Below are 11149 nucleotides of genomic sequence, written 5' to 3' on the forward strand. Positions count from 1 at the left end.
TCAGGCCTTTTTTTGTATGTGGGATTAAGATAAAAGAACAGATTTAAGGTAGATCGTATGCAGCAGTTTGAAGTTTTAGTGATCGGAATCGGCAATATCCTGTGGGCTGACGAGGGGTTCGGTGTCAGAGCAGTCGAGTCGTATCATGAACGGTTTGCCGATGACCCAAGAGTACGAGTCATTGATGGAGGTACATTGGGAGCCTACCTAATCAATGAGGTTATGAGTGCCAAAAGGTTACTTATTTTTGATTGCTGCGATTTTCAAGATAAGCCAGGAACTTTAAAAGTTCTTCGCGATGACGATATTCGACTTTGGTCATCGACCAAAATATCGGCCCATCAAGCCGGCATGAATGACGTCTTGGTGACAGCCGCTTTGAGCGGTTACGAACCGCAAGCCATTACCGTTATTGGGGTGCAGCCTTTGGAATTAAATGATTATGGTGGTAGCCTAACCTCAGTGGTTGACGCACAAGTCTATCCTGCCGTCAATGAAGCCATGAAGGAAATGACCGCCTGGGGGTTTGCTCCTCAAGAAAGAGTTGGAAACGATCAGCCTAGAGCACTCAGTGAAGAGATTTTAGAGAAAGAACCATACGAAAAAGGACGCCCGAGCGAGCAAGAAGCCTTTCGCTACGGAGATCTTCGCTTTATTAAGGTTAAATAATTTTTAGAGGTGACTTGAAAAGATGTGTGTGGCAATACCCAAAAAAGTCCTGGCCCTGCATAAAACAGCAAGCGGCACGAGCGCGGATGTGGATAATGGCGGCGAGTTGGAACGTGTGGACACCTCACTGATTGAATCGGTATCGGTCGGCGATTTTGTGCTGGTATTCAGAGGCAATGCATTGAGAGTCGTTGATGCAGAGGAAGCGGCGAAGATTCAGTCAGCATTGGATTGCGTCCAGAAAGTAATGGATGGGGAGTTTGATGAAAATCAGATTCAAGCCAGTTTTGCCGATTTAGACAACGCTTCGTCTGCTTTGCCTCCGCATCTGGCTCGTATAGTAGGTAAAAAAGTGATGTAGGGGGAGCCTATGCCTAAAGCCTTTAATGCGGTTACCGCTCAGATCAATCAGCTAGATATGGCTTCGCATCCGGTATTTAAGCGTCTATTCGGCGAGGCCGGTTTTCAGTGGCTGACATCGCAAGAGTTAGAAAACTTCATATCTCAAGATGGTTTGAAGATGTTAGTTTTTGCCGATGACCCTAATGAAAGAAAAACAACATTGGACATAGCTGTTATTGCTCCGGAATTAAAAAAAGCTTTCAATGGTGCTTTGACGGCGACGGCTTGGGCTGACTTTAAAGAATCGCGCAGCATGGCTGCTCGTTGGGGTTTGCGTTCAATGCCCGTGGTAGCAATCTTTCGAAATAAGGATTTACTGGGGGCCGTTCAGGGCCTTAAACCGTGGGATGAATATTGTTCTTTGCTATCTGAGATCGTCATTAGAAATAAACCTGTGGTTCGTACAATTGCGATCATGCCTGTTGAAAAACAGGACAGTTGTGATTGCTGAGAAAACTTCAAAAAGGATCAGGTATGGCACAAATATCATCGAGCCGTTGGGCCAATGTAAATTTAGACAGGCAAACCGAACACGAAGCGGCAATTGCGACGGTGAAATTTCTCGAAAAAGTTAGGGATACTTTGTCCGAGGGGGATTTTTCAACCAACAAGACGTTATTAACTATTCCCTTTAGAGAATTCGACCCTAAGCACCTGGATTTTGTTTTAGCAACGGTTGGAAGTGGTGAAGTTAGGGCAACGATAGGCCAATCAGTTCGATTGGAAGAAACGGCTATTGAGGGGCTGTGGCGCGTGCAGGAAAACGGGGTTGATCGTTTTGAAGTCGTTACGGTTCCTTCGGATCTATTAAGAAACCTTTCTACAACGCCGCTAGAGCCTCAATTAACTGAAATTCCTCAAGGTGTCTTTGCTGCTTCGGCTATTCTTCAGGAACTTTCCCAAGCTCAGCGAACAGAAAATCTAGAGAAGTTGTCAGTGGAGCCGCCCTATACGGTTGAAATTTCTCGTCAGCCCCTTAGCCCGGAAGATGGATCTTTTCTTGAGGCCGCATTGGGTAAGGGAATGATAGATATCAGTATTTCGGGTTTTGCGAGCGCTCATATTCAAAGCACTGCGATGAAAGGGATTTGGCGAAATCGGATTTTTAATAATGCCGGTAAAGCGCTTTTTGATGCCTATGTAGTGACGATGTTGCCGCCTGAGGTTGGGGAGTCCGCAGAAGAAATGAAGTTAGGTGCTCAGCACTGTGAAGAAATCTTGCAGTGGCTTAAGGAAGATATTCAAAGCGGTTCGTTATAAAGAGGTCTTGGAGTGGAAATGGCTCAAGAAACGATAGATCGTCTGTTGGATCGGTTAAATCGGGAACGTATCGGGGCTGAAACGAAAATGCAGTGCAAGGTTTGCTGGTATGTGTACGATCCGAAGCAAGGTTGTGAGGAATTTGACATTGCTCCTGGCACACCGTTTTATGACTTGCCCGATTTTTTTACCTGTCCGGGCTGTGGTAATGAAAAAGCGGGCTTTATTCCTTTAAATTCAAACGAGGAGCCCGCTCAATAGCTTATTCGCTTTTTTGCGGTTTGAACATTTTCACTGTTTGGGCGACTTCTTCAATGTCATCTGTGATGCCGATTCGCAAACCGCTGTATTTTCCGGTATTGACAAGATGCTCTAGGAGCGGATAAACGGGCAATTCCTTTCGCCAAAAATCTACGCCTAAGAAAACCATCAGGCTCGAATAACCGTATGTTTTGTAGTGGTTAGGGACGGCTGCCTGAAAGATTTCCTGGATGGTGCCGGCGCTACCCGGAGTGTAGATAAGCCCACCTCTTGTAATACTTAAGATCGTATCTTCGCGGATACTGTTATCAAAAAACTTTGCAATATGAGTGGCAAAGGGGGTTGCCGGCTCATGTCCATAGAGCCAAGTTGGAATACCTAGACTGATGAAATGCGTTTGACGGAATTTGAGCATTACTTTGAATGCGCTGCTTAACCAGCCTTTATCTTGCCAACTTGGAGCCACCTTAAGGATATTGAGCGCTTCTTCAACTTCTTCATCAGATCTTTCTGCAAGCCAAGCTCCCAAATGCGTGGCTTCCATAGCACCAGCGCCGCCTCCGCTAACCATGATAAATCCCATTTCTGTCAGACGTTTGCTCAGAAAAACAATTTGTCTGTAGAAAGGATCGGTTCTTAAGAGGTCATGACCGCCCATGATGCCAACGATTTGACGTTCATGATAGTTAGCCAAGAAGTCCTTGATGGCGTTACTCATGGAGTGATCGTGTAAATACCGTGACAGTGTTTCTTTAATATTTTTGGAAATGACACCGCTTTGCAAAAAATGTTTATAAACACGTCTGTCGTAGGTATTCTCTATGGAAGTTTCATCGCGGGGATCAAACCCGGAATAAAGCGAATTGGCTGAGTACAGATAACTGCGATAGATATCAAAGGGGGCGTCCAGTTTCGGAAAAATCAGGTTCGTTTTATCCAATTGCTGCGAAAAGGATTCGGGTAAAACACAACCTAAAAATAAACAATCGCTATATGTGGACTGGGAGGCCAAGTCCGCCAGATCTGAGAAATCAATATTTTGGAAAACATGGTGATCAATGTGTCCCGGTTCGGTGACAAGACCTAATAATTGAGTGATCGTTTCAATTTCGGTGTATTCGCGCATTGTTTGGCTCCATTCGTTTCCATTATCTATTTTAGCGAAGGTTGTCAAAAGCTCTATCCTGATACTTATAAGCCTTTTAGAATAGAAGAAAAGAATCAGGAATTGTCATGATTATTATTGATCGCATACGTATTAACGGCTTTAGAAGTATTCGTAGTTTGCAGATGCCCTTGGGGCGTAGTTCTGTTTTACTAGGGGCCAACAATTGTGGCAAAAGTACGGTTTTAAAAGCTTTGGAGTTGGCCCTCAGTGACGAAATCACTGTTCAAAAGGAAGATTTTCACCTCAACGAGAAAGCAGAGTTTGGCGATGAGCTCTGGGTTGATGTTCGGTTTGTGCCGTTAAATAAAGATTTCAAGCGGTTTTCAGCCTTTCAAATTGGTTGGCAAAAGGAATTTGATGGTTTAATCCGAAGAGATCATTACAAACGTGAGTATTTTGCTTTTAGAACTAAATTTCAAAGGTTTTCTGACGGGACAATTACCAAGCAGCGTTTCATTATTAATCATTGGGATCGGGAAAAGTTAGGTGAAGAACTTCAAGACGTCCCCCATTCTTTGCAGTTTGTCAGTATTGATGCTGAAGAAAATCTCCGGGAAGATCTTAAAAATGAGAACTCCTTTGTCAGTCGTATGGTAAGTGGTTTGGGAAGCGCTTTAAAAAAACATCCCGATTATGCCGATAAGCCAATTGAAGATTTAAGGTCAGTGCTGGATTCTTTGTGTCAGACGCTGGAAGGGCCGGGGACGCGGTTACCGGAAGAAGTGAGTCTTACGGCAGACAATATTGAAGAGTTCTTTTCACTCGTGAAAAGTGATTCTGAAAAAATAATTCCTTTTTCGGCCCTGCAAGGTAAGGGTAGTCAAAAAAGTGTCGCCATTTTATCAATCGTTACGTTGGTGGATTTGTTGGCCAAACAAGCGGCCCTTCAGGAACGCCCCTTATTCATGTTAATTGCCGCAGAAGAGCCAGAAATTCATTTACACCCCAATGCGCAGCGAGCCTTGATGACACAACTGAAAGCGCTCTCTCATCAATTTATTGTTTCAACGCACTCTCCTTATGTGGCTTCCGTCTGTGAGCCGTATGAATTTAGAAGTATGCAAAGGGATGGTGAAAATATTCAGGTTAGATGGTTGCCTCAAAATATTGATCCGTTAGAAGCTCGAGCGATTAAACGGTTGATATTGCGATTCCGTGGAGAAACGCTTTTTGCCCGTGGTCTTATTTTTGTGGAGGGAGTCACTGAAGAGCAATTGATCCGTGGAATGTTTCAGGCTTATTTTGGAGATGACCCAAGTGCGTTCGGTATTAGCATTATGGGCGTTGACGGAAAGAGTTACGCACCTTTTTTAATGTTGGCTCTGAGTCTTAAAAAGCCATTTTGTGTGATTAGTGACAATGATGGTGATGCAAGACATGTCGTGTTAAAGCAGCTTAGCGAAACAGAGAGACGCTTACATTGCAAAGCAGAAGACTGCCAAAGTGGCGTCTTTTTCCTATCACCCGGACTGGCTATGGAAGGGGAGCTAGTGTACAAGACTGGGCTGAAAAGAGAGCTCTATGATGCGCTTTGGGCTTGTAATGCATCTCCTAATGTATCTGTTAAGTCGAAAAGGTTGCAGTATGAGCGTCTAATGGCGATGGCTCCCAGAGATATAAAACGACGCTTGGAAAAGAAAAAGGCAGAATACTCTGGTTTTTTGGGAGATATCATTGCCCAAAATACGTATTCACAACCAATAGAAAATATGATCCCGTCGGCGATATTACGGGCGTTTGAGCTGATTTCAGTTTGGCTTGGAAAAGAAAATAAAAAAGCGATCCGTTAACAGATCGCAATTTTGAAAGATGGTCGGGGTGAGAGGATTCGAACCTCCGACTCCTACGTCCCGAACGTAGTACTCTACCAGGCTGAGCTACACCCCGACGATCACCGTTATTAAGCCTTGCGCTCAACAACGAAGGACAGCAATTCTATCAGAGAATTTTTGAAAATGGAAGAGGGAAGAACATCAAGTGCTAACTTTCCTTTTTCAAGCTCCATTTTTGCTCGTACTTTGCAACGCTCAATGGCTCCACTTGTCTGAATAATTTGAGAAATTTTTTCAAAGTCACCGTGGCCGTCACGAATGGCTTTTTCAATAAATGCACGATCCTGATCGTTGGCAGCCTGCATTGCGTAAATGACTGGCAGCGTAACCTTCCCTTCTTCAAAATCTGCGCCGATTTGCTTTCCGCTTTCTGTAGGATTGCCAGAGTAGTCCAGGATGTCATCAGCAATTTGGAAAGCATTGCCGAGAGCCATTGTATAGTTTACGAGCGCTTCCTCTGCCTCCTTAGACGCACCGGCAAGAGCACTGGCCATTTCTGCCGCAGCGGCAAAAAGTACCGAAGTTTTTCTTTCAATGACTTTGAGATAACGAGCTTCATCAACACTGGGATCGTGAGCGTTTTTCATCTGAATAACTTCGCCTTCACTTAAAGTGTTGGCGGCACTGGCTAGGGCTTGCATAACCCGTAAATTGCCGATGCGGATCATCATTTCAAAAGAGCGGGTATACATGAAGTCACCCACTAATACCGCGACGCTATTGCCCCACTTTGCGTTAGCGGTCGCTCGTCCTCTCCTCATCATGCCCTCATCTACGACATCGTCATGCATCAATGTGGCTGTATGAAGCATTTCAATGGTCGCACCGAGTTCTCGATGATCGTTGCCGCTGTACCCTAAAGCTTTTGCCATGAGCATTAAAAGCGCGGGGCGCATACGTTTGCCACCGGCTTGTGTGATGTAGGAGCCGATTTCCGTGATTGTCGGGCTTTGGCTATGGGCAAATTCCCGAGCAAGGATGTCGTTGACGGCTTTGAGATCCTCGGCGATGGGGGCGAGGACTGTTTGAGCAGATTTCTTGATAGAAGAGGTATTCGATGTCATAGTGTGGCTCATTATACCCACGAACTCCGACAAAAAAGGGAGGAAAACATCCTCCCTTCTAGATTATTGCTCTTACTGACTCTACGCCGATTGAACCTTACTGGAATCTTGTGTTTCCGGCGTTGTTGCATTGAGTTTTTGTTGCAACATCGCGATGATTTCGTAGTGGTTAATCAGTTCTCGTGCAAAGAGCAGGAAACTTAAGAAGAGTTCGCAACCACGTGCGGAGAAACCTTTGTCAGGACCGTTACGGAGCAGTTTTTCCTGAATGGTTTCAATGCGAGCAAGAAGCGATTGCGCATTGGCGTGCAAAGCCGCCACATCTGCTTTGCCGTTGTGGTTGCCAACAATTTCAAGCAGAAGCTGAGATAAGTCCGCTAAATCTTGACTCAGTTCACCTTGGAAAGTGCGGTGGCGATTGGCAATGTGATCTTTAGAAAGACGAGCCAAAGCTTGCAGTGAGCGTCCCACATCACGCAGATTGGTGAATGTGCGGAAATAGCTGTAACGGGCGTCATTGTCCTCTTTGGTGGGAACAAAGCCGGAATTTTCCATCTTGTAATAAATGCCCCGCTCATGAGTGAGCTGATCGAAGTTTTCATTCGACTGCAGTTTGAGCTTACGCAATCCGCTTTCATCATCATTGAGGAAAGTTTCAACGATATTGTTATAGAGCGTGACAGTGGTCAAAAGGTTTTCGCCGACACGTTGATTCAAAATTTCACGAATCTTATTGACGTCGTAACGAATAGCTTGTTCGGCTTTGTAGTTGGCTTCCTGTTGCTTAAAGCGCATATTGCTTCGGATGATGAGAATAAACGCCAGGATGGCAAGCAAGAACGCCACGAAACCACCTCCCAGGAAAATGATCGAGCAGACAACGGCGGCCAATGTACTGGCGGTCAATGCCGTAACGAACCAGCCGCTGATCACGGTTAAGACGCCGGAAATGCGGTAAACGGCAGTTTCACGGTCCCAAGCGCCATCAGCAAAAGAAGAGCCCATTGCGACCATAAACGTAACGTAAGTGGTTGAAAGCGGCAATTGCAAGGATGTAGCTGAAGAAATCAACGCAGCAGACAACACAAGGTTGACGGATGCTCGAACATAGTCAAAAGGAAGGGGCACTTCACCACGCTTCAATCTTCTGTGTTTGAAACGAGAGTCCAGGGTTTTCTTAACAGCTCCCGGGATTAATTGATTAACAATGCTTCCAAGGCCCATAGAGGCACGGACGATAACACGACCCGGAATCGAGGAGCCGAACTGTTCATGATCACTTTGCTGAGAAGACAGATTCAGAGCTGTTTGAAGCACGCGGTGGGCTTTTTTAGAGAACCACAACGTAAAGACCATGACGATGCCGGAAGCAAGCAGGAAGAACGTGTCGGTCTTCGTCGAAACCAATAGTCCGCTCATAATGAGATCGTCAGGTTGTGCGCCCGAAGCCATCCAGATCTTGAAGCTATCATAGGCGGCAAGCGGAACACCGACGAAGTTCACCAAGTCGTTACCAGCGAAGGCAAAAGCCAGGGAGAAGGTGCCGGCCAAGATGACAATTTTGAAAACATTGAATTTGCAGACAAGGATGAGCAGTTGAAAGAGAATGGAGAAACCGACAAATAATGCAATGACAAGCATTTGAGTATTGGCTTCAATCCATTCAATCCATTCCGGTTGCATGAAGCTGGCACCGCGAGCTCCCTTCATGACCAGAAAATACGCAATAGCCGTGATGGATAAACCGCCGAAAACACCGCCGACGTAGGGATAGACTCTTTCGAAGTAGAAAGAGAAGATCAGTCGCATAATGTACTGCACCACAGCGCCTGAAATAAATGCCACGACAACTGAAATCAAGATGGCAGAAATAATGGTCAATGATTCACTGGTATTAATATAGTCAAAGACCATTTGTAAAGAACCGCCTTCCCAATATAACTTAATAGCCGCGGCGGCAATGGCACTGCCTAATAATTCGAAGACGATGGAAACGGTGGTGGAGGTGGGAAGACCGAGGGAGTTGAAGGTATCAAGTAAGACGATGTCGGCGATCATGACCGCAAAGAAGATAATCATCACTTCTGTGAAATTAAACATCTGCGGGTGGAAGATGCCGGAACGTGCTACCTCCATCATACCTGACGAGAAGGTCGCCCCTAAAAGAACCCCGAAGGTGGCAACCCACATTGTTGTGCGGAAGCTTGCGATGCGTGATCCCATAGCGGAATTAAGGAAGTTCACGGCGTCGTTGCTGACGCCAACGAAGAGATCGAAGCATGCAAGGCCAGCCAAAAACACAAGCATCGCTATATAGTAATATTCCATGAGTTCCCCGTCGGAAAGTTCGTAATATTGTCAACGTCTTGTAACGTTGCGCGAAGTTTATGACAGAATTATGACAACAATATGACAAAATAACGGATCAAACGTATATTTTTCGGGTTATTGCTGATTCTGTGGGTGCGTGCTGTAAATTAATTTGCATAACTAATTGATTTATGAAATAATCCGTCTTTCCACGCATGAGTAGGCGGGGTTTGTCCTGCCGATTAACTATAAAAAGGTTTCGCAGACAGTGCGTTGGCTGAGCGAAACGGGCGAGGTAATAAACAATGTACGCAATTATTAAGACCGGCGGAAAGCAATATCGCGTTGCTGCCGGTGACACGATCAAGGTTGAAACCTTGAATGCCGAAGTCGGCTCCCAAGTGACCCTTTCTGAAGTCTTGGCTGTTTCCGATGGCAATGAACTTAAGGTCGGTGCTCCCTTCGTTGAAGGCGCCAGCGTTACGGCCACGGTTGTTTCTCACGGCCGTCACGACAAGGTTCGCATCTTCAAGATGCGTCGTCGCAAGCACTCCATCAAGAGCGCTGGTCATCGTCAAAACTACACGGAGCTCAAGATCGACTCGATCGCGGCTTAATTTGGACTTTTCTAAGAGAGTAAGAAAATGGCACATAAAAAGGGCGGCGGTTCTACCCGCAACGGTCGTGACTCCCAAGCTAAGCGTCTTGGTGTGAAGGTTTTTGGTGATGCAGCTATCAATGCTGGCGGCATCATTGTTCGTCAACGTGGTACGCAATTTCACCCCGGCGACAACGTCGGTATGGGTCGTGACCACACCTTGTTTGCCAAGGTTGACGGCACGGTGAAGTTTGAAGTCAAGGGACCTCAAAATCATCGTTTCGTTAAGGTGATTCCTGCTTAATTTCTAGCAGCACCTCTCGGTTGAGTAAGCTCAATCGGGGAAATGAATTTAAATTTGAAAAGGCCATGTCGATGACATGGCTTTTTCTGTGTTAAAGTCTAAAGTTATTCGGATTTGTCCACGCTATTTTAGACGTTTGAGGTAAATAGGCATGAAATTCGTTGATGAGGCACGTATTGAAGTTGCCGGGGGTAAGGGCGGCAATGGCGTAGCGTCTTTTCGCCGTGAAAAATTTATTCCCAAAGGTGGCCCTGATGGTGGAGATGGTGGCCGAGGCGGCGATGTATACGCGGTCGCTGACTGTAACATTAATACGTTGATTGATTTCCGTTATGCCCGTAAACACTTTGCCAAAAATGGTGAAAACGGTCGTGGATCGGACTGCTATGGTGCGGCCGGCAACGATATCGAGCTTCGGATGCCCGTTGGCACTTTAGTGACTGATGCCGATACGGGAGAATTGGTTGCCGATTTGACTCGCCATGGTGAGCGTTACCTCTTAGCTAAAGGCGGAAAGGGTGGATTGGGCAACTTGCACTTTAAATCCAGCACTAATCGAGCCCCGCGTCAATGCACGCCCGGTGAAGAAGGCGAGCATCGTTTTCTGAATCTGGAATTAAAAGTATTGGCCGACGTCGGTCTCCTGGGGATGCCCAATGCCGGTAAGTCCACCTTTATCTCTGCTGTCTCCAACGCTCGTCCAAAGATTGCGGACTACCCCTTTACAACCTTGCATCCGCAGTTGGGTGTGGTAAGAGTGGGACCAGAGCAAAGTTTTGTAGTCGCAGATATTCCCGGGTTGATTGAAGGGGCATCAGAAGGAGCCGGTTTGGGGCATTTGTTCCTGCGTCATTTATCCCGCACGAAACTGTTGCTTCATCTCATTGACATGGCTCCGTTTGATGAGAGTGTCGACCCGGCTGCTGAAGCCAAGGCAATTATTGAAGAGTTAAGAAAGTACGATGAAGCGCTTTATAACAAACCTCGCTGGCTTGTTCTCAATAAAGTGGACTTGATCGCGCAAGAAGAACAAGACGATCGCATCAATGATCTATTGGATGCATTGCAGATTCCGGAGGATGAAAGAGTTTTTGTTATTTCGGCGGCTACTCGTGAGGGTTGTCCGGAATTGGTTGCTGCCATTGCCCAATATTTGGATGAAGAGCGACGTCGTGAAAATCAATACAAAGATGACGAACGAATTGATCTTGAAGACGATGAGCTCAAGTTGACTGAAGAATAGGTTCATCATTTTTCTCTGTACTTAAAAGGAGCGGTTTC

At 45.9% G+C, this 11149-nt stretch carries 12 protein-coding genes and 1 tRNA gene; 9 read left to right on the forward strand and 4 right to left on the reverse strand.

What is annotated here, in order from left to right:
* The first annotated feature begins 57 nt into the window (after positions 1–57).
* Genes NW199_RS02630 through NW199_RS02650 form a run of 5 tightly spaced genes read left to right on the forward strand, consistent with a single transcriptional unit; the run spans position 58 to position 2592 of the window.
* Positions 58–669, forward strand: coding sequence for a HyaD/HybD family hydrogenase maturation endopeptidase (locus NW199_RS02630; protein ID WP_249092252.1), 612 nt, complete (start codon positions 58–60; stop codon positions 667–669).
* A gap of 28 nt (positions 670–697) precedes the next feature.
* Positions 698–1030 carry a HypC/HybG/HupF family hydrogenase formation chaperone gene (locus tag NW199_RS02635; RefSeq protein ID WP_258333553.1) on the forward strand — a complete coding sequence of 111 codons (333 nt, stop codon included), beginning with the start codon at positions 698–700 and terminating at the stop codon, positions 1028–1030.
* 9 nt (positions 1031–1039) lie between these two features.
* Positions 1040–1522 (forward strand): thioredoxin domain-containing protein, encoded by a 483-nt coding sequence (locus NW199_RS02640; RefSeq protein WP_258333554.1) that lies wholly within the window; start codon positions 1040–1042, stop codon positions 1520–1522.
* Between the two features lie 23 nt (positions 1523–1545).
* A complete protein-coding gene (locus NW199_RS02645; RefSeq protein ID WP_258333555.1) occupies positions 1546–2331 on the forward strand; it encodes a hydrogenase expression/formation C-terminal domain-containing protein in 786 nt (261 codons plus the stop codon).
* An 18-nt stretch (positions 2332–2349) separates the two neighbouring features.
* Positions 2350–2592, forward strand: coding sequence for a rubredoxin (locus tag NW199_RS02650; RefSeq protein ID WP_258333556.1), 243 nt, complete (start codon positions 2350–2352; stop codon positions 2590–2592).
* A gap of 1 nt (position 2593) precedes the next feature.
* On the opposite strand, the gene NW199_RS02655 is transcribed toward NW199_RS02650, so the two are convergent.
* Complete coding sequence (locus NW199_RS02655; protein ID WP_258333557.1) at positions 2594–3718, reverse strand: LOG family protein; 1125 nt, start codon at positions 3716–3718, stop codon at positions 2594–2596.
* Between the two features lie 107 nt (positions 3719–3825).
* Here NW199_RS02655 and NW199_RS02660 point away from each other — a divergent pair, with 107 nt between their 5' ends.
* Positions 3826–5550 carry an ATP-dependent nuclease gene (locus NW199_RS02660; RefSeq protein WP_258333558.1) on the forward strand — a complete coding sequence of 575 codons (1725 nt, stop codon included), beginning with the start codon at positions 3826–3828 and terminating at the stop codon, positions 5548–5550.
* A 20-nt stretch (positions 5551–5570) separates the two neighbouring features.
* Here NW199_RS02660 and NW199_RS02665 read toward each other — a convergent pair.
* The 3 genes from NW199_RS02665 to NW199_RS02675 form a co-directional block, all read right to left on the reverse strand.
* A tRNA-Pro gene (locus NW199_RS02665) sits at positions 5571–5647 on the reverse strand.
* Between the two features lie 13 nt (positions 5648–5660).
* Positions 5661–6656 carry a polyprenyl synthetase family protein gene (locus NW199_RS02670; protein ID WP_258333559.1) on the reverse strand — a complete coding sequence of 332 codons (996 nt, stop codon included), beginning with the start codon at positions 6654–6656 and terminating at the stop codon, positions 5661–5663.
* An 81-nt stretch (positions 6657–6737) separates the two neighbouring features.
* Complete coding sequence (locus tag NW199_RS02675; protein ID WP_258333560.1) at positions 6738–8984, reverse strand: inorganic phosphate transporter; 2247 nt, start codon at positions 8982–8984, stop codon at positions 6738–6740.
* Between the two features lie 287 nt (positions 8985–9271).
* On the opposite strand from NW199_RS02675, the gene rplU reads away from it, so the two are divergent.
* From rplU to obgE, 3 genes are all read left to right on the forward strand, one after another.
* Positions 9272–9583 (forward strand): 50S ribosomal protein L21, encoded by a 312-nt coding sequence (rplU, locus tag NW199_RS02680; protein ID WP_022472942.1) that lies wholly within the window; start codon positions 9272–9274, stop codon positions 9581–9583.
* 27 nt (positions 9584–9610) lie between these two features.
* Entirely contained in the window at positions 9611–9868 is a 258-nt protein-coding gene (gene rpmA, locus NW199_RS02685; RefSeq protein WP_022472943.1) for a 50S ribosomal protein L27, read from the forward strand.
* A 151-nt stretch (positions 9869–10019) separates the two neighbouring features.
* The gene (gene obgE, locus NW199_RS02690; RefSeq protein WP_249092472.1) at positions 10020–11111 is read left to right on the forward strand and encodes a GTPase ObgE; all 1092 of its coding nucleotides are present in this window, start codon (positions 10020–10022) and stop codon (positions 11109–11111) included.
* Positions 11112–11149: the final 38 nt, after the last annotated feature.

The sequence above is a fragment of the Parasutterella secunda genome (assembly GCF_024733725.1).
GTDB lineage: Bacteria > Pseudomonadota > Gammaproteobacteria > Burkholderiales > Burkholderiaceae_F > Aphodousia > Aphodousia faecalis.

Excerpts from the sequence above, each read along its gene's own strand:
- NW199_RS02630 (WP_249092252.1), top strand. The coding sequence starts at position 58 with ATGCAGCAGTTTGAAGTTTTAGTGATCGGAATCGGCAATATCCTGTGG.
- NW199_RS02640 (WP_258333554.1), top strand. The coding sequence starts at position 1,040 with ATGCCTAAAGCCTTTAATGCGGTTACCGCTCAGATCAATCAGCTAGAT.
- NW199_RS02645 (WP_258333555.1), top strand. The coding sequence starts at position 1,546 with ATGGCACAAATATCATCGAGCCGTTGGGCCAATGTAAATTTAGACAGG.
- NW199_RS02650 (WP_258333556.1), top strand. The coding sequence starts at position 2,350 with ATGGCTCAAGAAACGATAGATCGTCTGTTGGATCGGTTAAATCGGGAA.
- NW199_RS02655 (WP_258333557.1), bottom strand. The coding sequence starts at position 3,718 with ATGCGCGAATACACCGAAATTGAAACGATCACTCAATTATTAGGTCTT.
- NW199_RS02660 (WP_258333558.1), top strand. The coding sequence starts at position 3,826 with ATGATTATTATTGATCGCATACGTATTAACGGCTTTAGAAGTATTCGT.
- NW199_RS02670 (WP_258333559.1), bottom strand. The coding sequence starts at position 6,656 with ATGACATCGAATACCTCTTCTATCAAGAAATCTGCTCAAACAGTCCTC.
- NW199_RS02675 (WP_258333560.1), bottom strand. The coding sequence starts at position 8,984 with ATGGAATATTACTATATAGCGATGCTTGTGTTTTTGGCTGGCCTTGCA.
- rplU (WP_022472942.1), top strand. The coding sequence starts at position 9,272 with ATGTACGCAATTATTAAGACCGGCGGAAAGCAATATCGCGTTGCTGCC.
- rpmA (WP_022472943.1), top strand. The coding sequence starts at position 9,611 with ATGGCACATAAAAAGGGCGGCGGTTCTACCCGCAACGGTCGTGACTCC.
- obgE (WP_249092472.1), top strand. The coding sequence starts at position 10,020 with ATGAAATTCGTTGATGAGGCACGTATTGAAGTTGCCGGGGGTAAGGGC.